Source organism: Bradyrhizobium sp. AZCC 2289 (assembly GCF_036924615.1).
Classification (GTDB): domain Bacteria; phylum Pseudomonadota; class Alphaproteobacteria; order Rhizobiales; family Xanthobacteraceae; genus Bradyrhizobium.
In genome coordinates this window covers 10,046,041-10,071,550 of the sequence record NZ_JAZHRY010000001.1, presented here as the reverse complement: position 1 = coordinate 10,071,550, position 25,510 = coordinate 10,046,041, and the positions used below count along the sequence as shown (strand labels likewise).

The following is a 25,510-nucleotide window of genomic DNA, read 5'->3' as shown; positions in this document are numbered from 1 at the left end:
CAGAAGCGCGTGGCGAACTTTATCACCAGCGGTCACTATTGGTCATCGGTTCGCGTCCCCCGTGCTTCCCAAAATCGCAGGACCTGCTTCCCATGCTCAAGATTTCCGACGATCGCATTCGCTTCACCGACGCCTTCGTGCGCAAGCTGACCGTCCCGGCCGGCAAGACGGATCACATTCAGTGGGATCCGGACTTGCCGGGCTTTGGCGTGCGCCTGCGGCCCGGCAAGGCCTCCTACGTGGTGCAATACCGGGTGGGCACGGAACAGCGCCGCAAGAGCCTCGGGGACGTCAGGAAGGTCACGGTGGAGGACGCCCGCGGCATCGCCCGGAAGCGTTTCGCCCAGGTCGAGCTTGGCATCGATCCGGACGCCGAGGAGGAAAAGCGGCGCGCGGATCAGGCGGCCGACAGCCGTACTTTCGAGAAAATGGCGGAACTTTATTTGGCCGCCCAACAGGCCAGATTGGAACAGGGCACCTTGCGCCGGAATACTTACATTGCCGAGGAGCGCTACCTGCGCCGGCACTGCCAGCCCTTACAGAAGAAGCCGGTCAGCAAGGTCGAGTTTGAGGACATAGCGTCGCTGATCCGGAAGCTGGTTCAGGCTCACGGCACTACATCGGCGGCGCGCGCCCGCGGTGCCCTTTCGTCGCTCTTTGCGTGGTGCATGCGGCAGGGGTTGGGCGTGAAGGCCAACCCCACGATCGGGACGGACAATCCGGTTTACGGGAAAGAGGCCCGCGACCGAGTCCTGACAGATGATGAAATCCGGTGCATCTGGCGGAACTGTCTCGATGATGATTTTGGCAAGATCGTTCGGCTGCTGCTGCTGACCGCATGTCGGCGCGACGAGATCGGCGGTCTGCGCTGGGCCGAGGTCGACCTGACCGCCGGCAAACTGGTTCTGCCGAGGGAGCGGACGAAGAGCAAGCGCGCGCTCGAACTCACGCTGCCGGCCACGGCGCTTGCAATTATTGGAACGGTTCGCCGGCGCAATAGCCGCGATACCCTCTTCGGCGGCGGCGCCAACGGATTCAACGCCTGGAGCTACAACACGCTGGCCCTGAATGGCCGGATTGCTGCGGCCGAAGGCAAGGCCTTGGCGCCGTGGCGGCTTCACGACCTTCGCCGAACGGTGCGCACTCGGATGGGCAAGCTTGGCGTCCTTCCACACGTCGCCGAGCTGGTGCTGAACCATGCCGGCCACAAGTCCGGCATCGGCGGGGTATACGACCACCACGATTATGAGCCGGACATCACCGCCGCGCTCGCGAAGTGGGAGGCGCACCTGCTTGCGATCGTCCGGTGAGGTGGTGGCGACCGCAACGCCGATATCGGAAAATACTGATCGAGGTGCGCGCCCTGCTAAACGGCGGAGATGAAAAAGCTCTCCGCCTGCGCATCGGTGAGGATCGAAAATTCCATCATGCCTGCGGGATTATTCGAGCGCTTCGCCGCGCCGGCCCTGAGTATTTCGATCGGGAAGCGATCCGTAAAACACGCGACGATGCGCGAACTATTATCGATTTGATTGACCGTCTCGACGAGACACTGCGATCTGAGGCTTTAGCCCCAGAGATTCGGCTTCGCCTAGCTTTGGAGAAGGCCCCGGATGCAAATACCGCGAAGGCGCCCGCGGACCGGCTCCTGATCGCTCTCAGCGACGTGCGGGAGCTATGCCGGGCGGGTGAAGAGAATCAACCGTCTGCGGACCAGGTCCGAATTTGGTGTGCACGCATCGCATACAGCCTGTTGGACAGATTTTCCGAGGAGACGCCTGCCAGCGGATCCCCGCGCTCACCATACCGAGTCCTTGCTGCGCTGCTCTATGAAGTTCTCACCGGTGATGCCGACCACGACCTCAAACGGGCGTGTGACGAGCACCTCCGCGGAATGCGAACGCTGCAGCACGAATAATTCGGTACAATTCACAGCCTAAAAATTTGGCGATCTGTGGAAGCCATGCAGGGCCGCTTCTGCGAACACTCCTGACAGTCAACGTCTTTCAGGAGCTTTCCAATGAATTGCCGCCCCGAAGTGACTGGTCGAGCCACCTTGTATCAGGCCGGCATCGATGACGATCGCATGCTGACGTTCGGCGAGTGGTGCCAGCTCAACAGCTTCAGCCCCAGCACGGGACAGCGCTTGATCGCAAGCGGACAGGGCCCCGTATTCGTCCAGCTGTCGGCGCGCCGCAAAGGCGTTACCATCGGTGAAAACCGCCGCTGGCAGGCAGCGCGCCAGATTGAAAGTGCCGCATAGCAGAACGCCGCCGTTCCCCGGCCAGGGAGAACGAGCGGCGTTTTTTGCATTTCCGATTTTTGCGATCACCACCACGAGATCATGACCATGGACATATCCCCACACAGCCCGATTTGCAAGCCAGCGCGCGATGCCCTTGACCGGGTTGTGCCATGAGCACGAAACCCTCGCCGCTCGCCGTTCCGATCACGGTCGCGAGGTGGTGGAAAAACCGCCGGCGCATCGAATCCGTTCACGTCACATTGAGCGAATACGAGGGGCACAACCTCATCAATGTGCGCGTCTACGCCACCGGCACGGACGGGATCGATCGGCCCACGACCAAGGGCATTTCCATGGGCATCGCCAAGCTGCCGGCCTTGACCAAGGCGCTGGTGCTGGCTGAGGCCAGGGCGAGAGAGCTTGGCCTGATCGAGGACGAGGCCAAGCCATGATTGAACACCTCGACCTCGTTCATATCGACGACCTCACCGGTGGCAAATTTGGCTGTCACGATGCCCCTTGCCCGCTGTGCGGACCAACGAAGCGCGCCAGGGTGAACCAGCGCCGCAAGGTGCTGCGCATCTGGCGCCTGAACGAGGGCTTCGCCAGTTATCATTGCGCGCGCTGCGGCGAAAAGGGAACGTCCCGCAGTCGCAGCGCCTTCCCGCCCGATCGCGAGGCCGTACGGCGCGCGCAGGCCGAGGCGGCTGCGCGCGAGGTGGTTGCAGCGGCCGAACGTCTGGAAAAGGCAAACTGGCTGTGGTCGCAGCGGCAACCGATCGCCGGTACCGACGCTGAAACCTATTTGCGTGCCGCCCGCGGCTATGGCGGCCCGCTGCCGGGTACGTTGGGATTTTTACGAGGGCGCGGGGACCATCCGCCGGCAATGATCGCCGCGTTCGGCATACCATCGGAGCCGGAACCGGGCGTTATCAGCATGCCTGCCCACGCCTTGCGTGGCGTGCATATCACGCGGCTCGCACCGCGGGGCCACGGCAAGGCGGGCACCGACCGGGACAAGATCATGATTGGCCGGTCATTGGGCTGGCCGATCGTGCTGGCCCCGCCGAATGACTTGCTCGGCATCGCCATTGCCGAGGGCATCGAGGACGCCCTGAGTGTGCACGAGCCAACCGGGCTTGGCGCATGGGCCGCCGGCGCGGCATCGCGGCTGCCCGCGCTCGTTACCGCGATTCCCTCCTACATCGAAACCGCAACCATCATGGTCGACGGCGATCGCGACGGCCGCCGCTACGCCGGGCAGCTTGCCCGGCTGGTCGAGCAGCGCGGCATCGAGACAAGGCCAATCACGTTGCCCCACGTCGAGGAGGCGGCATGAGCACCGACGCCAACGGCTACGCGCGCAGCAGGGGCCCGGCTGCACTCCGCAAGATCATCGACGAGGCCGCACCGCCGCGCCCGCCCGGGTGGCATTTCCTGTCCGAGCACAAGGTCTCTGCGCCATCGATGCTTATCAAGGGAATTGCCCCTGACCGCGGCATCCTGTTCATCGGCGGACAGTCTGGCGCCGGCAAGACGTTCGTTGCCTGCCACATGGCGAATTCGCTCGCCAGCGGCGCGCCGTTCTTCGAACGAAGGGTCAGGCAGCGGGTTGCGTCCGCCATTGTCAGCAAAGAAGGCACCGAAAACATCGGCAACCGACTGACCGCCGATGCCCAGGCCCGAGGCCTCGACATCAGGCAACTGCCGATCGCGTGGCGCGGGGATCTTCCCGAGATCAAGACGGCCGACGACGTCGACCGCGTCGCGCGGGAATTGCTCGAGCTGGGTGACAAGATCAAAGCCCGGTTTCGCATCCCTCTCGGCGCCTCGTTCTTCGACACCATCGCGGCGAACTTCCACATGGAGGACGAGAACAGTAACTCCGAAATCGCCAAGGTTATCGCCAAGCTGAGGGAGTTCGAGGCCAAGACGAACGGCCTCGTTGTCCCGGTGCACCACTACGGCAAGCAGGACAGTTCCGGCCTGCGCGGCGGCTCGCTATGGCGCGGTGGCGCCGACGTGGTCCTGAGCGTCCTGGCCGACCGCGACGACCGCACCGGCAAGGTCTCCGGACGCGACCTTGCACTTGCGAAGGCCCGGGACGGCCTTGAAGGCCCGATCGCATGTTTCGAACTGAAGGCGCACGAGCTCGGCATCGACGATGATGGGGAACCGTTCTTTTCCATGGTGGTGGTGCCAGGCGAGGCGGGCCAATCGGCGATCCGCGCCAAGCGGGCGAAGGTGGACTCGCGGTCAGTCCTCGCCCTGAGGGAGGCCATCACCGAGGCGCTCGATGCCGGTGGCAAGGATATCCGCGTCCGCGACGATGGCCCCGCGGTGCGCGCGGTGGAAGTGCGCGGCGTGCGTGCCGAGTTCAACCGCCGCTACGTCACCGCCGAGGACGATCCCAAGAAGGCCTCAGCAGCCAAGCAGAAGGCCTTCCGACGCCTACTCGACAAACTACCCCCCGACCTCGCCACGGGCACGCAGGACGACCGCGAATGGCTCTGGAAAGTCTCCGCATGAGGCGCAACCACGCGACAAGGTCGGTCCGGACGGACACCGGACAAGACAGACACACCCTAAAGGGTTGTGTCCTGTCCTGTCCGGTCATCCGTGCCCATCGGACTTGCCAGACATCACCGGACATTGTCCCACTTGTCCGGTATGTCCGCTGTGTCCGGTTGAGGTGGGGAATTGACCTCATCATCGGCCATCGCGTGTTGAGAGCGGAAACCCGGCAATTATCAACCGGTCTGCAATTCAGTACCTGCGATGTTGCCGGCAGGATCAACTATCAACGGCTCTCCGCGCTGCAAATCAATCCCATGCGCTTCCCAGCGTTTACCCGGCGTCTTGGAGTCGGCACCGAAGAGCAGCATTCTCAATGCTTTGCCTCAGCGAGAAGCCCCCACGCCCGATGTTGCGGTCACATCGGAAGGGATTTATGGGCGCAGCGAAGCAACTGTAAGAGAGGGGGATGCGCGCCCAGGCACCCGCGCGAGGGCCCAGGCCGCTGGCGAAACGTGCAAGCCGGCGAAGCTCATGGGAAGGCGCCTGACCACCTTTCGGAATCGAGGGGGGTGGGGGGAAAATCTCGCGCTCGCCCGATACTCGACCTTCTCACCCGCTATAGCGCCGCTCCTTTCCAAACTGGCGCGGCTTTTTTTCCTAAAATCTTGGTCCGTCGTTTTCTGGCGGCGGCCGGCTTTCAAAATCCGGGTTCGGGCCATGACTGAGCGTCTGATCCGGGCATTACGGGCAGAGATCGCGGCGCGCGGCCTGACGCAGTTGCAGGTCGACCACCTGGCCGGCTTGGGGGATGGCCACTGCAGCGCAATCCTCAACGGGAAGAGAATTCCGAAGATCGACACGGTGCAGCGCATTCTCGACGCGCTGGATCTGGATTTGGCTTTCGCGGTGCGCGAGCCGGTCGAGCCGCCCCAATAAAAATTAGCGCGCTGGGTACGTTCGTACTTTGCTGGCGCGCGATATCGCGGCGATGCTCTCCGAAACCATGGGAGAGCCCCGCATGTCGAAATTGGAACAGGTAGCCGTCCGGCTCGATCCCGAATTGCGGGAGAAGCTGCAGCGCGCGGCCGATCAGGATCAGCGCCCGCTCGCCGGCCTGATCCGCAAGGTGCTCCACGACTTCACGAAGCAATCGCCCCAGGTGGCAGCATGAGCGATGTGATGGAAAAGCCCAAAGCCATCCCGCGCACCCCGCCGGCCGCCCGCGCGCCGGGCGTGCTCGCCCAGCGGCCCGCGCTCGAGCGCGAACTGGTGGACCTGAAACTGCGGATCGCCGAGGCGACGCTGGCGGCCTACGAGGGCAAGCCCGACGGCCGGAAAAATCTCGCCGCACTTCATGACGACATCCGCACCGTGGCGGCCCAGCTTGAGGGCAACGCGGCCGCGCATGAACTGGCCCAGCGCCTCGATCGCGCGGCGACCGCCGCGTGGTTTGCTGCTCTCCAGGAAAACCCGAAAGCAGCGGTTGAGGGCATTACCAAGAAAGGAATGCTGTAAGCGCTGTAGTGAGCAGCACGGCTGCACGATCACGGGCGGCCTACAATGCGGCCATCCGGTCAAGGTCGGCACCGTCGGCCCCGCTCTCATGGGCAATCCGAAGGTGCGCGCGGTGTTCACGGCAGCCGCAGAGAAAGTCGGGAGAAAGTACCAATGAGCGATGCAGACATTGCCGCGGCCCTGATCCCGCCGGCCCCGCCGGCGCCTCCGACAACGCCGGCCGAAGCTGCAACGCGGCTCGACCAGCTCCAGGCCGATGCCGGTTGGCGCGACAAATTCTTGTCGGGCAACGGTGCCCATGTGGCGGAATTCCACAGCCTGACCGAGCTCGTCGCGAAGGGCGATCATATTGACGCGGCGTTGGCAGGCCTGCGGCTCGGCGACGGCATGTTCCAGTCGTCCGACCATCTGACGAATATCGGCGTTGCCGAATCGCTTCGCGACATCGGCATCCGTGACGAGATCATCCGCGACGTGCTTGCCGGTACTCACCAGGTCACGAAAGCGGAATACCGCGCCACCGAGATTTGGAAAGCCGACCGGATGGCCGATTCCGAGTGGACCAAAAAATATCTTGCGGGCGACCGCGAGGCAAAGCGGCAAATGACTCTTGCGGACATCATTATCTCGGGCGGCATCCGCGAGGAAAGCGCCGCATAGGTTTGCGTGAAGGCGTTCGGTCCCCGCAAGGGCAAGGCCGGCTTGCGTAACAGCCCCCTGCAAAGGACACGGCTGGTTTGATGGTTGCTCAGCCCCCGCAAGGATACGGCTGCAAAAACGGGCTCCAAAAAGGGCAAGCCCAGAAAGCTGACGAGACGACACGACGGGCAGAAGCGAATTGTCGCTTTTCGCCAACGGACCAACTTGTCCGATTTTCGCGATTTAGGAGAAGATCGAAATGACGACTTCGGCTCAAGAGAGCGCCCACCGCGCCAACGTGCTTGCCGCGGAAGGCGCGCGTCAGGCGGCACTCGGGGCGGCTAAGGCGGCGTACAACAATACACCCGCGGCGTGGCCGGCCTACGATGCTGCAATCAAAGCGGCTGACGCCGCCCACCTGCGCGCGGTGATCGCCAGCGCTGCAGCGAACGGCCTGGACGGTCCACGGCAGAGCCTGCACGATCTCACAGGGTCATGGACGTAGTTGTGAGCGAAGCAATGAAGCGCCGCCCGAACCTGTCGACGCGATCGACGGGCCGAAGCGAAGTGGTCGCTTTTGCCAACGGCCCGACTTGGCCGAATTTATGAAAAAGGTTGCCAGACCATGACCTCAGAGACGTTCATCCGCGATCTTCATCAGCGCTTTGCGCCGGACCTTGTGAAAAATCTCGCGAATGCGCTTGAAGCGATGGACCATGAAGGCGACGACGTTCCTGATGCGAAGGCGCTTTTCTCCGCGATCGAGTGGGTGATTGCGCAACCGGATTCCGTCGAAAATCGCCTTGAGGCGATTGCTCGTTTGCTTGCACTCGGCAAGGTCGAAAATCTGAACATGCGGGAATTTTACAGAGCGCAATGATGGACAACAGCAGGAGCATCTGAGCGTGGACACCAAAACCGAGAACGCCATCGCTCCGCTGGTCAAACTTTGGCAGCAGCGCGAAGCTCAATTCGAGCAGCGGATAATTGAGTGGGCATGCGGCAATCTCTCGCCCGATCAATCGAACGCCTTGATCCAGATGGTTCGGGATTTGCAGTCCTCGATTGACGTTCACAACGAACTTGCGACGTTCGCTGCGATCCTGACGCAGCCGGCAACCACCAACTGAAGGAAAATCAAAATGATCATTCAGAGCGAGAACAAGACCCACCAGACCGCAGCAAACACAGCCGAGATGACGAAGCAAGCTGCTGTGTCGGCCGCGATTGCGGCCGGTGGCGGAAGCGCTGCGGTCGCGGCAGCGATCAAAACTGCAGAAGCGGCATTCTATCGCAGCGTCATCGCGTCTTGCGTCGCGAACAACATCGAAGCCGGCGCTTTCCGAGAAGGTTTGCACAATCTCACCGGAGTCTGGACGTGATGTTTCGTTGAAATTTCAGCGTCCGCCAACGGGACTTCTCGTCCCGAATTCACGATTTTGGAGCTAATGCGGTGGTCGAGAAGCAAAACACGGGGAAGAGCAAGCGGCGCGAACTGGCGCCGCTCGATGCTGTCGACGCGATCGACGGGCCGAAGATGAAGGCCTTGCCGACGGATCGACACCGCGCGTTTGTGCGTGCCCTGTACCAGGTGAAGCCCGGCCACGGTGCCAATTCAAAAGCTGCGCGGCTGGCCGGTTTCGGTACGCCCAATTCCTCGAACCAGTCGATTGCAACGATCGCCAGCCGTTTGGCGCACGACGAGCGCGTGCTTGAGGCTATCGCCGAGGAAGATCAGAAGCGCATCCGCGCCAGCGCGCCGCGGGCCATCAGCGCATTGTCCCGCCTGGTTGAAGATCCCAGCCATCGTGATCACGCGCGAGGAATCGCCATGGTGCTCGATCGCGTGCATCCCGCGGAGACCGTTCACAATGTGAAGGTGCAGCACGACACAACAGAGGAATTCAAGGACACCGCCAAGGTGCTCAAGCGCATCGCCGAACTCGCCGAGAAATTCAGTGTGAAACTGCCGGCGCCGATGGTCATCGACGGCCACGCCAGCGAGGTAACGCGACAATGACCGAAGTCGAAGTCCGCGAATTCTTGCGCGATGCTGCGGCCCCGATGGGTCACAGGTACACTCTCGTCGTAATTTCGATCGCGAAGCGCTATCTTGCATGCGAAATCGACGACTTCTATCGGCTGAAATTTCTTGAATTCCTCGACAAGTGGGCGCGCGATGACAACTGGCTTACGGTCGATATGATCGCAGCGATCGAGCCAGTTTGCGACAACGGATACGAAATCGTCTGCGAAGCCCAAAAGCTTGGCGCGAAAAAATCGCTGGACGTCTATGCAGAGGTGTTTCCGACCTTTGCCGTCCTCAATCCGTCATTGATCACGGCGCTCAAACTGTCGCCCATATATCAGGGCCACGCTGCCTATAGGGCATCACATCCGAATGGAGCTCGGTAGTATCGTGAGCGATAAGACGACATCTGCCATTGTCGGGCTCAAGCGCGAGTTAAAGACGACACGCGAGAAGGTGCGCGAATTGAAAGGACAGAGCGAGCGGTGGCGCAATGTCGCAAGCGCGCTCCGAAAGATCGCCGCTCTCGACGAAGGCCAGTTTGAGAACTTGTTGCGTTCGGAATCTCTACCCTGTGAGTGATCGGGCGGTGCTCGCCCCTTAAGAGCATTTCGGATGGGCCTCCGATATCAGCCCCGCCTTTGAGACATTGGCGAAAAACCGTCTTTCCAGCGGCTTCACTGATTGGAGCCGAGCCCAGTTTCGCCAGCGCGCGGAATGGGCCTTCGGAAAGACGCTCCAATGTTTTCCCACTTCACGCGCTGCGTTGCTGCAGGCATCTGCTTTTGGGCGCTGCCTGCCTTCGCGCAAGACGCTCCCGAGATCACGCTACGCCTCACGCCGGCTCAAGCAGCCGCGATCGTTGACGCGATGGATGCGCGAGGCCGATTGCCGGTCATGGCGCCCCCGGCATGGGGGGAAGTCGAGGGCAAGCTCGGAAAGGCGCTCGACGCCGATCCCAAATTTAGAAGCGCGTATGAGGAGGTTTATCAGCCTCTCTACCGTCGCACGAACGGCTGGAAGGATGGGCAATGACCATGCTCGCCTTGATCCGATCCGCCGCCGTTTTCCTCTCCCTCTTGCCGGCGCTTGCCTTTGCGCAGAGTTCGTCGTTCCCGCAGACCTTGCCTGCGAATTCCGTTGTGGGCCGGCTCGGCATTAATGCTGGACCGACCCAGGCGATCCCGTTCGTCAATTTCGTCACCAACCTGCCGCTTGCGCAGGGCAAAATCCTGATCGGATCGGCGGGCAATTTTGCAACGCCGCAAACCCCGTCCGGCGACTGGACCATCAGCAACGCCGGGCTGGCGACGCTCGCGACAGTCAATGCAAATGTCGGTACCTTCGGCTCGGCGACCCAATGCGTCACCGTCACCAATAACGCCAAGGGCCTGACCACGGCGGTTTCGGCCGCGACCTGCACACCAGCGATCGGCAGCATCACCGGGCTCGGCGCCGGCATCGCGGCCGCGCTGGCCGCCAATACTGGATCGCCCGGCGCGCCTGTTTTGTTCAATGGCAATGGCGGCACGCCGTCGGCGATCGTCCTGACCAACGGCACCGGCACCGCTGCGGGCCTCACTGCGGGCAATGCCACGCTGGCGGCCACGGTCACCACCAACGCCAACCTGACCGGGCCGGTAACGTCGGTTGGCAATGCAACGGCTATCGCGGCCAACCAGATCACCCGCACGATGGAAGCGCAGGGCGTTGCACGCTCGGTCGTCGGCGTCACCGGCAACGCGACCGCCAACGTCGCCGATATTCAGGGCACAGCCAACCAGTTTCTCGGCGTCAACAGCGCGGGCACGGCGCTGGCGTTCAACACCATGTCGCAGGATTGCACGCTAGCAACCGGCGTCATCACCTGCACCGGTATCAACGGCGTCAATCAGAACGCCGCATGGACGATTTACACGCCGACCATCACGTCGCAGGGGGGTACGATAACAGCCGCGACCATAGTAGCGACGGGACGGTATAAGCAAATCGGCAAAACCGTCATCGCGGAAATGGACATCACGTTAACGAATATTGGAACCGGGGCTCCAATAGGTTCATTGCAGGCAACCCTTCCGCTCACGGCGGCGGCATTCCGATACGCGGGGTCTTGCTATGAATACACAGCCACCGGAAAAAGTGGTGCGGGTTTTGTCCCTCCGAGCGGTACCTTCCTATCGACAAGAGACGCAACTGGAACAACGTGGTTTACGAACGGATTCACCGTTGTGTGTGTAGTGACGTACGAAGTACCGTAAAGGAAATTTTTAGTGAGCTACAACCCGACTACCGACTTCCTTGGACTGGTGCGGCAGACAGCCGGCGGTGTAAGTACGGCGCGCATTCCAATTCCAACGGCCAGACACCTAACACCACAACCTTTGATCGATCAAGCCTTGAGAGTGCGTTGCGGCTGATTCCCCGGCCGCCATCATCGCGGCATGACCCTGATCCGCCGCGCCATCCTCGCTGTTGCCTTGATGACCGGGCTTTCCCCCGACGAATGGCATCGTCTCGTTTAATCCCTAGCGACCGCCCATCACGTTCCAGACGATCGCCAGCGCGACGATCAGCAGCATCGCGAATATCGTGCGTCGGCCGATGCGGTTCATTGATCCCGCTTCAGCTTGCGCTTGCCCCAATGTGGATCCTTTCGATCGGGATTGAACTCCCGAACGTGGCCGCGGTTCAATGCCCGCATGACGCCAACCCGAGCGAACATCATCGGGCCGCCGAGATCAGCCACCAGGATCAGCGCCTCGATCGCGGCCTGCCATTCGGGCAGGGCGGCTTCCGTTTTCGGCAGCCCGGTAACGTAGGTCGCAGCGTCACGCAGGCTGACGAGCTGGCGGCCGTTCGGCAATGCGATCGGATCGTCAAACTCGCGCTGCCAGCCCAGCTCGCTCACGCCGCAGCCTCGTCTTCCTTGTCCGCGTTACGCGCAACGGTCTTGAGCGTTTCGATCGGGTAACGGCCGCTGCACGCTTCGGCTTTGTTCACGAATGAGCGCATTATATCGGTCGATCTGGCCGGCAAGTCTCGACCAGCTAGATGAAAGATTTCTCAGAACCTGGGCTTGCGCTTCACTTTGCGCTGAGCTCATTGAGCGAATACATTCGGCCGACTGATCTTGACAATGCTGCGGGCTATCCATGAATTAATTCCTCAAAGTCAATGGTTCAAACAACGACTCTTAGGGGATAATCCCCTCGGGATGGTATATCTTTAGGGCTACCCCTAAATCGCCAGGCGATCGGCTATACGGGGAACGCGCTGCGGCAAATCCGCGGCGAGGTGAAGAACAAAATTTGGGCACCGCGAAATTCAGCTTGGGGCACTTAGGCTTAAAACGCGGACACCATCTGTTCGCGGCAGGAGAACAAATGGGCGCGACCAGGACGCTACCGATACCCCATGCCGCCGACCGGTCCCCTGGCGTTCCAGTTGAAGTTCGGCCGGACGTCGGCGCCACGTTTGCCGCACGCCTTGCATGCGAACCGCGCTTCCAGATCGGATAGCCGGACGTCATCTGGCCATCGGTCTGCGCTGATCGCGCTCGAATGGCTGCAGCGATAGTCCGCGCAATAGATCAGCAGGCCGCGCACGCCTGACGAGCGCATTTCCCCGAGGCTGATTTTCTGCGGGCGGGCGGGCATGCACTATTGAAGCGCGGCGCGGAGCCATTGGCAAATTATCAAGCCCTTGGGCTCGGAAAGGCTTTGGCCTGCAGCGCGTCGTGGTGTGAATTATTTTGCTGCCTCTTTGGCGGACTTTATCAAATCTACCAATTGCGCGAGGGGCGGTTGTGGAGCTTTTCCGAACTCGACGGTTGGGGACAAGGCGGCCGCAACCAAAGCAAAATCCGAGATTGTGATATCTGGCGCAAATAGTCGCAGGGCGTCTGCGCGAGCCACATAGAAGGCTGCAAGACGGATGTTGTAGCGATACATTGAGACTAGGATACTGACAAAGAAGCCTATGACTGCAAGCAATCCAAATCGCGTGACGCTTGTTTGTAGTAGCGAGAGGAAAAGACTGCGTTCGGGGGCAGGTCCTGCCCCTTTGTCCCCCGTAGCAGCAACCTCAGACTGAAGGCGCTCCAACTCGACCTGTTTGTGCAGTTCATCGAGTTGCGCGTCGCGTGCGTTTATTTTGTTGATTTCCGCTATGTTGGCAGCGAGCTCTGGCTTACCAAATTTTTTGCCAGCCATTTGTTTCTTAAATTCCTCAAACCGATCCTTTGGTACAAAGATTCTGAACATGCCGGGCGTGGCATAGGTAGCACATTCGCCTGGATCAACTATGAGGACTTCGTGCTGCTGGACCGCCGCAACAATCTCGTCGCCGCTGACGATGTGGCCGTCCGCAGTCGGATGCAAAATCTGGAACGGGCCAGAATCCGCTAGCTGAAGCCAGCCCTTAAAGGCCGCGACCATCTCATCATTGCAAGCCTTTCGCATCGGCACATTTCTTAGTTCCTTAAGCCTAGCTACGTCTTTGAATTGTGCTTGCTGGATTGCCTCGAACTTCTGATTAGTCACGGCGCCGATGTCGCCGGCGGTGATCGTCGGAGCAAACCAAACCGCCGCAGCACCGGCAACCAATAAAACCAAAACAAAAAAAAGGAAAAACCACGCCTGGGTGGTCAGCCAGAATGCCCGAGTTTCGAAGCGTCTGATGGCGTGCCCAACTAGCATTTGCTTTCCTTCCCTGCGCCAAGGGAATCAACCGCAACGGGTACCGGAAAGCAATTCCCCGAAAGGGGATGGATTTTTAACCAAAACAGTGAAAGCATGTCCGTGAGTGTAGCAACTCGGACTTGGACTATCGCGGCCCTTGGCGGGGCCGCCGAATGCGCGCGGTGGAAACCTTGGCGGGTTTCCTATGGCGCTTAGGAGCGCCTTGGCGGGCGCGCCTCACCTGGCCAATATGCCGGGGGCGGTGCGTCATGTCCAGAGCCGCGAGGCTTAAAAGCGCGCCGAACAGTCGTCCAGGCTGTTTGCTACCCCCCGGCTGCCGGTCTGATACCGGCGCGGCTGTAGCAAGCCATCAAACTGGACCAACCACCATGACCATCGAAAGACCTATGTTTCCGCCCCGATCGGAGTCCGGGGATTCGTTTTCAGCCCAACCCGCTATCGGACAGCGGCAAAACAGAGAACGCATCAGCGAGTCCCGCAAGCCCGCTGAGGGACTATCCCGCCGCTCCATGCTCGGCGCCCTTCTTGTCCTGCCTGCCATGCTGCCGGCCGCGGCCGCGCCTGCCGTTACTGTGTCGGCGCCAAGCGTCAACGCAGATCCCGCCTTCGCGCTGATCCGTGCCAAGAGGCTGGCCGACGTCAAGCATTGCTGGGCGACCGAATTGCAGGCCATCGCCGAAAGCCAATGCGGCAGAGCATCGGACGCCGAGCGGCGGGCGCCAGAGCGGTGCGAGGCGGCTTGCGTTGCTGCCCATGAAGCCGATTGGAAGCTCGCGACGACTCAGCCCACGACGCTGGCCGGGGTGGTCGCGGTGCTCCGGCTCGCGAACCTGATCGAGGATGAGGGAGGCGAATGGCCCAACACCGACGCCATCGGGCCCGAGGGCTGGCACTATCAGCTGCGGGCCACGATGGCCGCAGCGCTCGAGGCCATCATTCGGCGAGAGGTGCGGGCATGAGCAACATCATCGCATTTCCCGGCTCTTCTCCCAAGCGCCCGATCGCGATGGCAGCCGGCACCAGCCGCATGTCACGCGTTGAGCTCGACCAGGAACCGGAGATCCCGGCCCGCGACGAAGCGGAAACCATCACCTTGAGAAACCGGAATCTGCGGGACGCGCGCAAGGATGCTTGGCGGCAAGCCGAAGTTATCCGCGAATACTGGCGCGCGCGCCTGGACATGGAGAGAGCGATTGCGGACGTTCAAAACCACGACTTGCCAGAAGGCAATTACCATCCCCGCCACGACGATCCGAATGAAGATTTGAGGCTGCTCGCAAATTGGCGCCAAGCCCTCGCGCGACAGCTGCTTACGCCAGCACCCTATGCGTCCGCCGTCGCGTGGAAACGAGCGGCGCTGAAATCTGGCCAGCATGAATACACCGACGTCAAGACCGAACGGATTGAACGCGTGATCGCGGCCGACGTCGCTTGGCTCGCCGCGCACCCCGTGCGGCACGACAACCGCGAGGCAATAGCACATCGGCGAGAATTCAAAGCGGCTATGCGGCAGCGCATCAAAGACGTCGCCGCGTCGCGCGATCTTTCCGAAGAAGAGATCAAGCCGGCGTTGACGCTCAAGCATCACGAGATCGCCAAGTTCACCGAGAAGTACGGCGTTAATGTCGAGTGGCTGCTGGAGGGCAAGGGGCGCATCTTCCAGAAGGACCCGATTAGGCTGAGCCCGAACTCGAGCGGCGCAGAGTTTGTGGCGGTGGTAAGGACGCTGCCAGAGGCTCAGCAACGGAAGATCGAGGCCGTGGTTGATCGGTTTCTGGCGGAGCGCGACCAATGAAGCGCCGGCGCCGATCGATCAGGAAGCGTAACCGGCAGCGGCTGGCGGGTCACGCCAGGCGACTGAGGCGGTGAGAACAAAGAGGCGCGGGCTCAGGTCCGCGCCTCAAATCTGTGAATATCCATCATCTTGACTAACCCGCCGACACATCCCGGTGGCAGTAATCGCAAACCGTGGCCTTATCGTTGATGTAGTTTTTGCAATAGGGACACTGGCGCGCCGCTGTCCCTTTTGACTTCGATGCGCTGCGCACGATGACGATCAGTATGATCACCGCGACGATGACGATCAGAAGTACCGGCATGATCAGCGTCCCTTTCATAGCCGCGCCTGGTAACGGCCGAGAACGAAAGAGGCCGCCAACTGAGGCGGCCTCAATTCATCTTGCGCCGGAGCTTCCGAATGATCTCCCGCAAGTCGTTGGCGTACTCCTCAATGATCCGCATCGCCTCCTCCAAGCGGGAGGGCTTGGGCTCCTTCGCTTCGCTCTGTTCGTCAGGCTTCGTCATGACGCCCAAGGGTCCGGGACGGCAGGGCGATGGCCGTTGAGCTAGATCAAAATAACCCACTCATAAATTCAAATTAGGCCACTGAGGGCCGAAACAGGCCGGCCGGGCAGCGCCGCAGACTCGCCCATGCGCTCGCGCCGATCGACTGGCCACATGACAGCCTGCAGCGGCCGGATTCACCAGCGGGCTTCCCAGAGTCACCGCGCCTATGCCAGCCGGCCGTACATCCGTTGCATCAGCAAGGTTTGTTCGCCGGCAAGCTCCTGCAGCCGCGGTAGATCGCCAGCCAACCGTGCCGCCTCAATCTCGCTATCCAGGCGCGCCATCTGGATTGCGTAATAGGTCGGGCTCATCTCGAATTCCTTTCATCGAATCGATACCAGCCAACGGCCAGCATATACCGTTGGCCGATCGGCGCGACGCACAGCGCGGGCCGCTCAACACCATGGGCTTCCCAAGTCCCCGAACTAGGGAAGCAAAATCCGATAAGATGCTGATTTAACTGACATATTAAAATACTTGCTATATCTCGGGCTATCACATGGCCGTCGTCGCCGGTGTGGTGTTCTTTGCGGTCCGCGCGCTGCTGGCGTTGTTCCCCGCGCTCGCCACGGGTTTTCCGATCAAGAAATGGTCGGCGGCGGCAGCATTGGTCGCCGCGGCGTTCTATCTCTTGCTGTCGGGCGCCGAGGTCGCGACGCAACGATCGTTCTTCATGACGGCGGTGGTGTTGATCGCGGTCCTGGTCGACCGACGCGCCATCACCTTCCGCACGCTCGCCGTCGCCGCGATGATCGTGCTGGCGATGGCGCCGGAGGCGCTGGTGCATCCGAGTTTCCAGATGTCGTTTGCGGCGACGCTTGGCCTGGTCGCGCTGATACAGATCGGGATGCCGCGCCTGTTCGCTTCACCCGACAATTCGGCGGCCGCCAAGGTCGCGTTGTGGGGCGGGCGGGAGATCATGACGCTGGTGCTGGCGTCGCTGGTGGCGGGGCTGGCGACGACGCCCTATGCCGCGTTTCACTTTCATCGCGTGACGCCGTATGGCCTGCTGGCCAATCTCGCCGCGATGCCGGTGGTGTCGGCGGTGGTGATGCCGGCGGGGCTGCTCGGCCTGGTTGCGATGCCGTTCGGTTTCGACGGCGTGTTCTGGGCGATCATGGGAGCGGGCATCGACTGGATGATCGTGGTGACGCAATGGGTCGCGGCGCTACCCGGCGCGGTCGGCCGTATGGCCGCGTTCGGCATCGGCCCGCTGATCACGGCGAGTGCTGCGATCATCCTGTTCGGGCTGCTCCGCACGCCGCTGCGCTGGTCGGGGGCAGCTTTGCTGCTGGTCGCGGTCGTGTGGGCCGTCAGGGTGCCGCAGCCGGATATCCTGATTTCCGCCGATGGCCGCAATGTCGGCGTCCGCGGCGCCGATGGGCGGCTGCACCTGATGCGCACGGCCAAGGATGCCTTTTTGGTCAGGGAGTGGCTGGCGGCGGATGCCGACGCGCGCCTCTCGACCGATGCCTCGCTGGCGGAAGGCGCCTCATGCGATGACGCGGGCTGCGTGACCGGGGCGGCCGGCGGCGCGTTGGTCGCACTGGCGCTGCGGCCTGAGGCTTTTGCCGACGATTGCGAGCGCGCAGCGCTGGTGGTGAGCGCGCGGCAGTCGCCCGCTTCGTGCGCCGCTTCGGTCATCGGCCTCGAGCGTCTGCGGCGGCAAGGCGCATTGGCGTTGCGGCGAAGCCGCGACGGATTTACCATCGATGCGGTCAAGCCCAGGGGTCTCGATCGGCCGTGGTCACCGGGGGTGGCCGGCGAGGGCGAGGCCGAGACAACGATTGTCGCGCCGCGCTTGGCTGCAGCGCGCGCCATCGATGCAACACCGGCGGAGGCCGATGTGCAGGCGGATGAGTAGAGTCTCGTTTGACGCGTTTTCTTCGAAAACGACGAGTAGTCTTTGGTTTGACGGGTTTTCTTCGAAAACGCTATGGGGAGCGCTTTTACTGTCTGTCCGGTAAGGGATGCGCCGGCACTTCGAACGCGCCGAGATGAAATTCCTCCATGCCGTCCGCCGCCCCCGCCGGCATCTGGACCAGCGTAAACGTCGCATCCGGAAATTGTTCCCAGATCGCCAGATCCTCTGCCGCGACGTTAAGCCATCCAAACCTGAACATGTATCGGCCGGGCTCGGTGACGTGCCCGGCTTTTTGCCAAGTGATCTTGGTGACCACCGATCACTCCTTTCTTGGCATCTTTCGGCGACGTACAGCTCTTCTTGCGCCCCCGGATTGCGTCCCGGAGGCGCTCCAATACCATTTCACTCACCGCGCGTCGCAACGCTCGCCGGCCGGAACCGGCGGCGAAGGATCAGCCGATCGAGATCGACGTCGCTGGAGGCGTTTCGACGGCCGGCGCCGCGCGCTCGGTGATCGGATGAGTCACCGTCACCGGCAATTGCAGTACGCTGACCCGCTGTCCCTCGCAGAGCTGCGTCACCAGCACAAAGCTTCCGTCCGGAAACTCGACCGCGTCATGGTGACGTTCCCGAACATGCGGATCGATCATGTTGAACTTGCCGACGCGGAAGCCGACGGTCCGGGTCCAGATCCACCGGTTGTCGTATTTGACGTCTTCGGCAAACGCCAGTTCGGTTCCGGGAAGCATGCAGACCGCGACGTTGGGTTCGCTCTCTGATGCAAATCCGCGGGTCGATGTGCCGCGGAATGTCGTGGTGATCAGCGTCTCTCCGACCTTGGCGGGGCGCGTCGCCATAGCGTGCAGACTATAGTCACACATCGGATGCTCCTCATTCGAGATAGCCGACCCGTGCCTCCTGTTGAGGCAACAGGCCCATATCAGAGTAGACACAGCATACGCGCCTTTGTGGGCAATTGTGCGGCTGGCGTAGGCTTGTCAGATCACAAACGCGCTAACACGCGCTCGGTTCGAACCGTGGGAGCGCGGCGCGCAAAAAAAAGCTCCGACTCCGCCGGGGCCTCTTTTCGTGTCCGAGTTGATCAGTGGCCGGCGGGTGCCGAGAAGCCGCTGTAAGCCCAGCCGGACGGCGCGGGGGCGGCGACCGAATTATTGGCGTTGCGGAATTGCTCGCCGGCCACCACGCGGTTCGCCTTGTTGGCGCGGTGCCGTTCGGCCGCTGAAGCGAACTGCGACGTCGATGCGGCAATCAATGCCGAAACCAGAACCGTCAAAATGGTCTTGCGCATGGTTGTCTCCTCGTGTTGCACGCTGTTTTCGACGAAGCGGGTGCGCTTCGTTGCTTGCGTGCCGAGGATCTAGCGCCGGACTGGGCCGCGGATAATCCTTGCGATTGCCGAAGGACCATCCATCAGGGGTGGATAATCCGCCCCTTGCAGGGAATCGAAAGCGGACCAGCGCGTCCGCTCAATACTTCCGGTCTCAATACTTCCGGTAAAGCCCGATCAGCTTGCCCTGAATCCTGACCCGGTTCGGCGGCAGGATGCGGACTTCGTAGGAGGTATTGGCCGGCTCGAGCGCGATCGAGGCGCCGCGGCGGCGGAAGCGTTTCAGCGTGGCTTCCTCCTCGTCGATCAGCGCCACCACGATATCGCCGGTGTCGGCGGAGTCGTTGCGCTGGATCAGCGCCATGTCGCCGTCGAGAATGCCGGCGTCGACCATGGAATCGCCGCGCACTTCGAGCGCGTAGTGCTCGCCGGAGCCGAGCATATCCGGCGGCACGCTGATGGTATGGCTGCGGGTCTGCAGCGCCTCGATCGGCGTACCGGCGGCGATCCGGCCCATCACGGGCACCGCGACCGGGCGGTTGCCGTCGTCCTCGGAAGCACCGGCGCCGGAGCTGCGGACCTTGCCCAGCGTGCCTTCGATGACGCTTGGGGTGAAGCCGCGGCGGCCGTTGCCGTTACCGCTGCCCGACAACTCGGGCAGCTTGATGACCTCGATGGCGCGGGCGCGATTGGGCAGGCGGCGGATGAAGCCGCGCTCTTCCAGCGCGGTGATGAGTCGGTGGATACCGGACTTCGAGCGCAGGTCGAGCGCATCCTTCATCTCGTCGAAGGAGGGCGGTACGCCAGCCTCTTTCAGCCTTTCGTTGATGAAACGCAGAAGTTCATACTGTTTGCGCGTAAGCATCTCGAGCATTCCCCCGGTTGGTCGCGTCTTCGATTCCCTGAGATCGGGAGTCCGATATCGGGAGTCCGATATCGGAAGTCCGAAACTCCCATTCCTAGACACAAGGTCTCGAAACAAATCATGAACGGACACTATATGTTCGATACATGTTCCGCAACCACTTAATTTCCGGTGAACGCGACCCGGTTTTGCCGGAACGTGCCGCCCGGCGCTTCACTCCGGCAAACGCAGGAGTTCGCATGGCGCGCCGGCACCGGCTGCGGGTGCAAACGGCGGACGTATCACAAGTGCCCTTGCCGCAGCGAGATTCCCGAGCAGCGAACTGTCCTGATGGGTGACCGGGGTTGCGATCAGCGCGCCGTCCGCGCGCTCCTCGAGGCGGGCGCGCAAGTAATCCTCGCGCTGGTCGTTGGCGGCGAGATCGCGGCCGAGCAGCGCCGCTTCTCTGGTGTGATGAACGCTGGCGCGGCCCGACAGCGCCCGAATCAACGGCACCAGAAACAGAAAACCGCAGACATAGGAGGAGACGGGATTGCCGGGCAGGCCGATCACCCGCATTGCGCCGAGCCGGCCATGCATCATCGGTTTGCCCGGCCGCATCGCGATCCGCCAAAACGCCATGGTGACGCCCTCCGCCTCCAGCGATTGCTTGACGAGGTCGTGGTCGCCGACCGAGGCGCCGCCGGTGGTGATCAGGATGTCCGCGCCGGATGCGCGGGCCCGGCGGATGCCCTCGGTGGTGGCCGCGACCGTGTCGGCGGCGATGCCGAGGTCGATAGTCTCGGCGCCCTCGGCCCGCGCCAGCGCGCGGAGCGCATACCCGTTGGAATAGACGATCTGGCCGGGGCCGGGGATGGTGCCCGGCATCACCAGTTCGTCGCCGGTCGCCAGCACCGCGACCTTCGGGCGGCGGCGGACGGCGAGTTCCGGATAGTTCATGCCGGCGGCGAGCGAGAGGTCGCGATCGGTGAGGCGGCTTCCCCCGGCAAGCAGCACGTCGCCCTCGCGGAAATCGACGCCGGCGGGGCGGATGTGCCGGCCGGTTTTCGCGGCCTCCGTGATGGTGATGTGGTCGCCGCCGACCGCCGGATCTTCCCGAACCGTGTCTTCCTGGATGATGACGGCATCGGCGCCGTCGGGGATCACGCCGCCGGTGAAAATCCGCACCGCCTCGTTGGCGCCGACCTTTTTCTCGAACGGGCGACCGGCCGCCACCTCGCCGATCACCTTCAGTCGTGCGGTGAGATCGCCGACGTCCGCCGCGCGCACGGCATAGCCGTCCATCGCCGACATCGCCTGCGGCGGCTGGGTGCGCCGTGCGGCAACGTCGCGCGCGAGCACGCGATGATAGGCGGCATCGAGCGCGACCATTTCTTCGGGCAACGGTTCTGCGCCTGCGAGGATCGCGTTGAGAGCATCGGCAACCGGCATCAAGGCCACGGGCAAAACTCCTAAATTCCGAGTGCGGCGAGGGCTTCGGCAACGTCGTCCGGCGATGTCACGTGAACCGCAACCAGGCCGCGCGCCCGGGCGCCTTCGATATTGGCGGCGACGTCGTCGAAGAACACGATGCGTTCGGCGGGCACGCCGATCGCTCTCACCACGTGATCATAGGCTGCCGCATCGGGCTTTCGAAGCCCGATGGTCGATGACAAAAACACTTCGCGGAAATGGCCGAGCACGTCGGCATAGGCTTTCGAGAAATGCTCGACATGCGGCCGGTTGGTGTTGGAGAAGGCGTATAGCGGCAGGTGCGCCGCGGCGCGTTTCAAAAGCGGTGCGATGCCCGGCATTTCGCCGGCGAAGATCGCGTTCCAGCCCTCCAGGAACTGGGCATCGGAAATGCCGATGCCGAGCGCGTCGCGCAGGCTTTGAAAGTAGGCCGCGTCCTCGATCTTGCCGACCTCGTGATCCCGGTAGGATGCTTCGCGGACGAATCGCGCGGCAAGGTCGGCCGGCGCACGGCCGGCATGGCCGGCCCAGCAGGCCAGCGCCTTGCCGAAATCGATATCGAGCACCACGCGGCCGAGATCGAACAGCAACGCGTCGGCGGAGTTGGGGGCGAGGCTTGAGATCATCCCGGTCGTTTACAAAACCGGATCAATTCGGGCAATGGCTGGACGGTATCGGCCGCAGCCTCATCCTGGCCGTTCCATAATTTCGGCTATTCAACGCTGCACGTGAACTTGCCGCGCGCGCTATGATATGCTCTCGTGGAGAGCCTGCGCAGGTCGAGGGAGCAATACGCATGAAAATCTTGGGCGCCGTCGCCGTTATCGCGTTGCTGGCCGGGCCGGCTTATGCCCAGTCGCAGTCGGTTCCCAGATATGGCGACGTCGACAAGGGCAAGTCGCCGCAGGAGATCGAGGCCGACAAGGAGGCTGAGAAGGCCTACAAGAGGTCGCTAAGCAATATTCCGGAACAGAAAAGCGCGGACCCCTGGGGTGCTGTGCGCAGCGACAATGCGCCGAAGGCCGCGGCCAAGACCGCTCCCGCGAAGAAGGCCAAGACCGACAGCGCCGCAAAGCAATAAAATATAATAAAACAACGTCTGTTGGCACCGCGCCGGGGTCATGATGTCCGCGATGCGAGGAAACAAAACATGTCGGGAACCCTGCTGTTTTCACCGATGACGATCCGCGGCGTCGAGTTGCGCAACCGGATCGTGGTGCCGCCGATGCATCAATATTCGGCGATCAAGGGTTTTCCGACCGACTGGCATCTGATGAACGCCGGAAAATTCGCCGCCGGCGGCGCCGGGCTCGTCGTGGTCGAGTCGACCAAGGTCGAGCGGCGCGGCTGCGGCACGGTCGGCGATCTCGGCATCTGGGATGACGCCTTCGTCGAGCCGCTCGGCCGGCTTGCCAAATTCATCAAGCAGCAGAATTCGGTCGCCGGCATTCAGCTCGGCCATTCCGGCCGCAAGGCGCGCGCCACAAGACCGTGGGAAGGCGACCGGCCGCTGCAGCGGACATCAGAGATCGAGGATTGGGACGCCTGGTCTCCGGTGGCGCCGAGCGCGATCGCGCATAGCGAGCGCTGGCCGGTGCCGAAGGCGCTGGCGCGGGGCGAGGTGAAAGATCTGGTGGAGGCCTGGGGCAACGCGGCGCGGCGGGCGCATGAGGCCGGCTTCGACGTTCTGGAGCTGCACGGCGCGCATGGTTACCTCGTGCACCAGTTCCTGTCGGACCGATCCAACGCGCGCACCGACGAATATGGCGGGTCTGAGCTGAACCGGATGCGCTTCATCACCGAGATTACCGAAGCGGTGCGCACGCACTGGCCCGATCACAAGCCGCTGTTCGTCCGCCTGTCGGTGGAGGACAATGCCGGCTGGGGCCCCGAGCAGAGCGCGCGGCTCGCGAAAATCCTGAAGGCAAAAGGCGTTGACGTCATCGACTGCTCGTCCGGCGGCATCACCGAAATGGCGCCGATCCTGGGCAAGGAAATCAAATACAGTTACCAGGTGCCGCTGTCGGAATACGTCAAGCGCCACGCCGATATCATGACCATGGCGGTCGGACTGATTATCCACGGCGATCAGGCCGAACAGATCCTTCGCGACGGGCAGGCCGACCTGATCGCGGTCGGCCGCGAGATCCTCAACAACCCGAACTGGCCGATGGACGCGGCTTTGAAACTCGGCGTCGAAGGCCCGTTCCGCAACGTGCCGCCGCAATTCGGCTACTGGCTGGGAACGCGCGCCAAACGCGGTTTCGGGACCCAGCCGTCGACGTGGCAGAACGGGCTGGGTGAGGCGGGGAAGGGGGTGTGAAGGACCGTGGGGTAGGTCTGGCAAAGGCGCGAGCTGTCGCCGTAACCCCGGTCGAGAAGGCGAGATGCCCTTTTGAATTGTCAAAAAAACAATCGCGAAAAACTCCGCCTCGCTAATCACTTAGACGCATAGCAAGTCCAAACGGTTTGAAAATGGGCTCGCGTCAGATCGAACGTAAAAGATTTTATGAAGATTCTTTGCGAGTGCTACGAGATTTTTCCCAATGCCCGGCGCCCGCGATTCTGTGCACGGATTCAAAAACTTGCTTTCCAATCTCGCAATTGCGGCGCGGCAACACCGGCGAAGACTCGTTCAACTCCGTCGAATCAACGGATTGTCAGAACTCGCGCATAGTGTACTTCTCGAAGCAGGGGGTAGTGAGAATCGTCCCTCGGCCGGATTAGGCAGCCAAATTCACCAAGTTCACTAAGCCGTGCGCAATATCGTTTTGTGCCACGGGAAAGGTATGTCCACGGTTGATGCCCCGAGAATGGTCGGAGGATTATCTGTAGCGCTCACTTAACGCGGGCCGGTTCAAGGCACTTTAAATCTCGGACAGGATCCGGAGATGGAGGTCGGCTGTGTCGGACGAAGAATATTCGGATTTGGTGGAGATCGCAAAACGCAATGGCGAATTCAGGAAGAACTACGGACCTGTCATCGGCGCTTTTCTTTACCTTCGCTCGATCAATGCGGCTCGTCCTCGATCCTTTTGGTGGAGCGGGCTTCTTGTTACTCTTGCGACCGGAGCGGTGGCGCTGCTGCAGAAGTATGGCTTGCCTTGGACCGGTTAGGTCGCTGTGTTGGAATTGAATTATGACCACAGTGCACTAAGTCTAAAGTTCAGCGCCAGTGCTCACTAGCGGTTTTCTGATTGGTGTTCCGAGCGCCAACTGAGTGCACGGCACCGAAATTCAGTCACTAACTGGTGAAGAAATGGGACGATCAGTTTATAAGTTTCTTCATTCGCGCGACGTCGGGTCGATGATGAGCGGCAATGTCGTCATTCGACCTTTGTCGTATTATCGGCGTCTTGAAGAACAAGGCGCCGCGCCTTGGATTGGTGATCGCCTCGAAAACATTTCGGAAGTGTATGTCGACCATGTAAGCGATAAAACGCCCGAGCTGCTAAATCGTATCGGTCCCGAAGGAATGCCCCCTGGTCTTTCCCCGATGGATGGTGCGAAAGATTGGTCAGCCAGCGACGTTACATTCCAATATCAATTCGCCAATGACCCTTGGGTATTCTGCGCGTCCGACGGCGATCTGAAGGAACTCACTAAGGTGATGTGCGGTGGTGATTCCAACTACGACGCTTGCGTTAGGATCAAGGACTTCGGGAAATTCACGGCCCATCTCTACTTTCAAGGGCGCATAAAGCTTAACCCAGTCGCGGATTTTTTTAAGGCCAGCCACGCAGGTCGGGTCAAATATGATCACGTTGCGCTAAAAATTCAGGAAGGTCGTCCACCGGTTCCGGGGCCATTCCTCAAGGATGTCAAATTCTTGTCGCAACAAGAGGGCCGATACGCGCTGTTTCCTTCGAACCCAATTGGCGAAGACATCCTTTTCATCAATTTTTCCTCTGCCTCAGAGCACTTGGTCCAGGAATTCTGAACTGCATTGGAGCTTGGGGGATCAGCCCAAGGCGTGATCCGCCGCGAAAA

Annotated in this window: 38 protein-coding genes and 1 pseudogene; 26 read left to right on the top strand and 13 right to left on the bottom strand. The window is 61.7% G+C overall.

What is annotated here, in order from left to right:
* The first annotated feature begins 92 nt into the window (after window positions 1–92).
* The 6 genes from V1289_RS47480 (at window position 93) to V1289_RS47455 (ending at window position 4,774) form a co-directional block, all read left to right on the top strand.
* Entirely contained in the window at window positions 93–1,310 is a 1,218-nt protein-coding gene (locus tag V1289_RS47480; protein ID WP_334406621.1) for a tyrosine-type recombinase/integrase, read from the top strand.
* A gap of 44 nt (window positions 1,311–1,354) precedes the next feature.
* Window positions 1,355–1,918 (top strand): hypothetical protein, encoded by a 564-nt coding sequence (locus V1289_RS47475; protein ID WP_334406618.1) that lies wholly within the window; start codon window positions 1,355–1,357, stop codon window positions 1,916–1,918.
* A gap of 102 nt (window positions 1,919–2,020) precedes the next feature.
* Entirely contained in the window at window positions 2,021–2,263 is a 243-nt protein-coding gene (locus V1289_RS47470; RefSeq protein WP_334406617.1) for a helix-turn-helix transcriptional regulator, read from the top strand.
* 152 nt (window positions 2,264–2,415) lie between these two features.
* Window positions 2,416–2,697, top strand: a complete 282-nt coding sequence (locus tag V1289_RS47465) for a transcriptional coactivator p15/PC4 family protein (protein ID WP_334406616.1) — start codon at window positions 2,416–2,418, stop codon at window positions 2,695–2,697.
* Window positions 2,694–3,584, top strand: coding sequence for a toprim domain-containing protein (locus V1289_RS47460; RefSeq protein ID WP_334406615.1), 891 nt, complete (start codon window positions 2,694–2,696; stop codon window positions 3,582–3,584). The genes V1289_RS47465 and V1289_RS47460 overlap by 4 nt, the downstream gene beginning before the upstream one ends.
* Window positions 3,581–4,774 (top strand): AAA family ATPase, encoded by a 1,194-nt coding sequence (locus tag V1289_RS47455; RefSeq protein ID WP_334406613.1) that lies wholly within the window; start codon window positions 3,581–3,583, stop codon window positions 4,772–4,774. The genes V1289_RS47460 and V1289_RS47455 overlap by 4 nt, the downstream gene beginning before the upstream one ends.
* Before the next feature lie 221 nt (window positions 4,775–4,995).
* Here V1289_RS47455 and V1289_RS47450 read toward each other — a convergent pair whose 3' ends face one another.
* Window positions 4,996–5,130 carry a hypothetical protein gene (locus V1289_RS47450; RefSeq protein WP_334406611.1) on the bottom strand — a complete coding sequence of 45 codons (135 nt, stop codon included), beginning with the start codon at window positions 5,128–5,130 and terminating at the stop codon, window positions 4,996–4,998.
* A gap of 349 nt (window positions 5,131–5,479) precedes the next feature.
* Between V1289_RS47450 and V1289_RS47445 the strand changes: the two genes are divergently transcribed.
* The 13 genes from V1289_RS47445 to V1289_RS47385 all read left to right on the top strand — a co-directional run bounded on the left by V1289_RS47445 (window position 5,480) and on the right by V1289_RS47385 (window position 11,203).
* The gene (locus V1289_RS47445) at window positions 5,480–5,698 is read left to right on the top strand and encodes a helix-turn-helix domain-containing protein (RefSeq protein ID WP_334406609.1); all 219 of its coding nucleotides are present in this window, start codon (window positions 5,480–5,482) and stop codon (window positions 5,696–5,698) included.
* An 82-nt stretch (window positions 5,699–5,780) separates the two neighbouring features.
* The gene (locus V1289_RS47440; RefSeq protein ID WP_334406607.1) at window positions 5,781–5,933 is read left to right on the top strand and encodes a hypothetical protein; all 153 of its coding nucleotides are present in this window, start codon (window positions 5,781–5,783) and stop codon (window positions 5,931–5,933) included.
* The gene (locus V1289_RS47435) at window positions 5,930–6,277 is read left to right on the top strand and encodes a hypothetical protein (protein WP_334406606.1); all 348 of its coding nucleotides are present in this window, start codon (window positions 5,930–5,932) and stop codon (window positions 6,275–6,277) included. The genes V1289_RS47440 and V1289_RS47435 overlap by 4 nt, the downstream gene beginning before the upstream one ends.
* Before the next feature lie 153 nt (window positions 6,278–6,430).
* Window positions 6,431–6,937, top strand: a complete 507-nt coding sequence (locus tag V1289_RS47430) for a hypothetical protein (protein WP_334406605.1) — start codon at window positions 6,431–6,433, stop codon at window positions 6,935–6,937.
* A gap of 238 nt (window positions 6,938–7,175) precedes the next feature.
* Window positions 7,176–7,421 carry a hypothetical protein gene (locus V1289_RS47425; protein ID WP_334406604.1) on the top strand — a complete coding sequence of 82 codons (246 nt, stop codon included), beginning with the start codon at window positions 7,176–7,178 and terminating at the stop codon, window positions 7,419–7,421.
* 72 nt (window positions 7,422–7,493) lie between these two features.
* Window positions 7,494–7,796 (top strand): hypothetical protein, encoded by a 303-nt coding sequence (locus V1289_RS47420; protein ID WP_334406603.1) that lies wholly within the window; start codon window positions 7,494–7,496, stop codon window positions 7,794–7,796.
* A 25-nt stretch (window positions 7,797–7,821) separates the two neighbouring features.
* A complete protein-coding gene (locus V1289_RS47415) occupies window positions 7,822–8,046 on the top strand; it encodes a hypothetical protein (protein ID WP_334406602.1) in 225 nt (74 codons plus the stop codon).
* Window positions 8,047–8,058: 12 nt separating this feature from the next.
* Entirely contained in the window at window positions 8,059–8,298 is a 240-nt protein-coding gene (locus V1289_RS47410) for a hypothetical protein (protein ID WP_334406601.1), read from the top strand.
* A gap of 71 nt (window positions 8,299–8,369) precedes the next feature.
* Window positions 8,370–8,936: a hypothetical protein gene (locus V1289_RS47405; RefSeq protein ID WP_334406599.1), complete on the top strand. Its 567-nt coding sequence runs from the start codon at window positions 8,370–8,372 to the stop codon at window positions 8,934–8,936.
* The gene (locus tag V1289_RS47400; protein ID WP_334406597.1) at window positions 8,933–9,331 is read left to right on the top strand and encodes a hypothetical protein; all 399 of its coding nucleotides are present in this window, start codon (window positions 8,933–8,935) and stop codon (window positions 9,329–9,331) included. The genes V1289_RS47405 and V1289_RS47400 overlap by 4 nt, the downstream gene beginning before the upstream one ends.
* A 4-nt stretch (window positions 9,332–9,335) precedes the next feature.
* Window positions 9,336–9,527 (top strand): hypothetical protein, encoded by a 192-nt coding sequence (locus tag V1289_RS47395; RefSeq protein WP_334406596.1) that lies wholly within the window; start codon window positions 9,336–9,338, stop codon window positions 9,525–9,527.
* A gap of 159 nt (window positions 9,528–9,686) precedes the next feature.
* Entirely contained in the window at window positions 9,687–9,980 is a 294-nt protein-coding gene (locus V1289_RS47390) for a hypothetical protein (RefSeq protein ID WP_334406594.1), read from the top strand.
* A complete protein-coding gene (locus V1289_RS47385; RefSeq protein ID WP_334406592.1) occupies window positions 9,977–11,203 on the top strand; it encodes a hypothetical protein in 1,227 nt (408 codons plus the stop codon). The genes V1289_RS47390 and V1289_RS47385 overlap by 4 nt, the downstream gene beginning before the upstream one ends.
* Window positions 11,204–11,553: 350 nt before the next feature.
* Here the strand turns inward: V1289_RS47385 and V1289_RS47380 are convergent, their stop codons facing one another.
* The 3 genes from V1289_RS47380 to V1289_RS47370 all read right to left on the bottom strand — a co-directional run bounded on the left by V1289_RS47380 (window position 11,554) and on the right by V1289_RS47370 (window position 13,642).
* Window positions 11,554–11,853 (bottom strand): hypothetical protein, encoded by a 300-nt coding sequence (locus tag V1289_RS47380; protein ID WP_334406591.1) that lies wholly within the window; start codon window positions 11,851–11,853, stop codon window positions 11,554–11,556.
* A gap of 493 nt (window positions 11,854–12,346) precedes the next feature.
* Window positions 12,347–12,601 carry a hypothetical protein gene (locus tag V1289_RS47375; RefSeq protein WP_334406590.1) on the bottom strand — a complete coding sequence of 85 codons (255 nt, stop codon included), beginning with the start codon at window positions 12,599–12,601 and terminating at the stop codon, window positions 12,347–12,349.
* Window positions 12,602–12,691: 90 nt separating this feature from the next.
* A complete protein-coding gene (locus V1289_RS47370; RefSeq protein ID WP_334406588.1) occupies window positions 12,692–13,642 on the bottom strand; it encodes a hypothetical protein in 951 nt (316 codons plus the stop codon).
* A 512-nt stretch (window positions 13,643–14,154) separates the two neighbouring features.
* On the opposite strand from V1289_RS47370, the gene V1289_RS47365 reads away from it, so the two are divergent.
* Entirely contained in the window at window positions 14,155–14,604 is a 450-nt protein-coding gene (locus V1289_RS47365; protein WP_334406586.1) for a hypothetical protein, read from the top strand.
* A complete protein-coding gene (locus tag V1289_RS47360; RefSeq protein ID WP_334406584.1) occupies window positions 14,601–15,440 on the top strand; it encodes a hypothetical protein in 840 nt (279 codons plus the stop codon). Before V1289_RS47365 ends, V1289_RS47360 begins: the two co-directional genes overlap by 4 nt.
* Before the next feature lie 133 nt (window positions 15,441–15,573).
* Here V1289_RS47360 and V1289_RS47355 read toward each other — a convergent pair whose 3' ends face one another.
* The 3 genes from V1289_RS47355 to V1289_RS47345 all read right to left on the bottom strand — a co-directional run bounded on the left by V1289_RS47355 (window position 15,574) and on the right by V1289_RS47345 (window position 16,302).
* Complete coding sequence (locus tag V1289_RS47355) at window positions 15,574–15,762, bottom strand: hypothetical protein (protein ID WP_334406582.1); 189 nt, start codon at window positions 15,760–15,762, stop codon at window positions 15,574–15,576.
* Window positions 15,763–15,814: 52 nt separating this feature from the next.
* Entirely contained in the window at window positions 15,815–15,949 is a 135-nt protein-coding gene (locus V1289_RS47350) for a hypothetical protein (protein ID WP_334406580.1), read from the bottom strand.
* 206 nt (window positions 15,950–16,155) lie between these two features.
* Entirely contained in the window at window positions 16,156–16,302 is a 147-nt protein-coding gene (locus V1289_RS47345) for a hypothetical protein (protein WP_334406579.1), read from the bottom strand.
* 173 nt (window positions 16,303–16,475) lie between these two features.
* Between V1289_RS47345 and V1289_RS47340 the strand changes: the two are divergent.
* Window positions 16,476–17,855 (top strand): annotated as a pseudogene (locus V1289_RS47340) (ComEC/Rec2 family competence protein); the annotation flags it as partial.
* An 85-nt stretch (window positions 17,856–17,940) separates the two neighbouring features.
* On the opposite strand, the gene V1289_RS47335 reads toward V1289_RS47340, so the two are convergent.
* From V1289_RS47335 to V1289_RS47310, 6 genes are all read right to left on the bottom strand, one after another.
* Entirely contained in the window at window positions 17,941–18,171 is a 231-nt protein-coding gene (locus V1289_RS47335) for a hypothetical protein (protein ID WP_334406577.1), read from the bottom strand.
* Window positions 18,172–18,307: 136 nt separating this feature from the next.
* Window positions 18,308–18,736 carry a hypothetical protein gene (locus tag V1289_RS47330; protein ID WP_334406575.1) on the bottom strand — a complete coding sequence of 143 codons (429 nt, stop codon included), beginning with the start codon at window positions 18,734–18,736 and terminating at the stop codon, window positions 18,308–18,310.
* A 221-nt stretch (window positions 18,737–18,957) separates the two neighbouring features.
* On the bottom strand, window positions 18,958–19,164 hold the full coding sequence (locus V1289_RS47325) for a hypothetical protein (RefSeq protein ID WP_334406573.1): 207 nt from the start codon (window positions 19,162–19,164) through the stop codon (window positions 18,958–18,960).
* Between the two features lie 193 nt (window positions 19,165–19,357).
* Entirely contained in the window at window positions 19,358–20,068 is a 711-nt protein-coding gene (gene lexA, locus V1289_RS47320; protein ID WP_334406571.1) for a transcriptional repressor LexA, read from the bottom strand.
* A 213-nt stretch (window positions 20,069–20,281) separates the two neighbouring features.
* Entirely contained in the window at window positions 20,282–21,508 is a 1,227-nt protein-coding gene (locus tag V1289_RS47315) for a molybdopterin molybdotransferase MoeA (protein WP_334406570.1), read from the bottom strand.
* A gap of 11 nt (window positions 21,509–21,519) precedes the next feature.
* The gene (locus V1289_RS47310; protein WP_334406568.1) at window positions 21,520–22,146 is read right to left on the bottom strand and encodes an HAD family hydrolase; all 627 of its coding nucleotides are present in this window, start codon (window positions 22,144–22,146) and stop codon (window positions 21,520–21,522) included.
* 170 nt (window positions 22,147–22,316) lie between these two features.
* Here V1289_RS47310 and V1289_RS47305 point away from each other — a divergent pair, with 170 nt between their 5' ends.
* The 4 genes from V1289_RS47305 (at window position 22,317) to V1289_RS47290 (ending at window position 25,460) form a co-directional block, all read left to right on the top strand.
* Entirely contained in the window at window positions 22,317–22,601 is a 285-nt protein-coding gene (locus tag V1289_RS47305) for a hypothetical protein (protein WP_334406566.1), read from the top strand.
* Window positions 22,602–22,670: 69 nt separating this feature from the next.
* Window positions 22,671–23,843 (top strand): NADH:flavin oxidoreductase/NADH oxidase, encoded by a 1,173-nt coding sequence (locus tag V1289_RS47300; protein WP_334406564.1) that lies wholly within the window; start codon window positions 22,671–22,673, stop codon window positions 23,841–23,843.
* 581 nt (window positions 23,844–24,424) lie between these two features.
* A complete protein-coding gene (locus tag V1289_RS47295; RefSeq protein ID WP_334406562.1) occupies window positions 24,425–24,637 on the top strand; it encodes a hypothetical protein in 213 nt (70 codons plus the stop codon).
* A 103-nt stretch (window positions 24,638–24,740) separates the two neighbouring features.
* Window positions 24,741–25,460: a hypothetical protein gene (locus V1289_RS47290; RefSeq protein WP_334406560.1), complete on the top strand. Its 720-nt coding sequence runs from the start codon at window positions 24,741–24,743 to the stop codon at window positions 25,458–25,460.
* Window positions 25,461–25,510 lie beyond the last annotated feature (50 nt).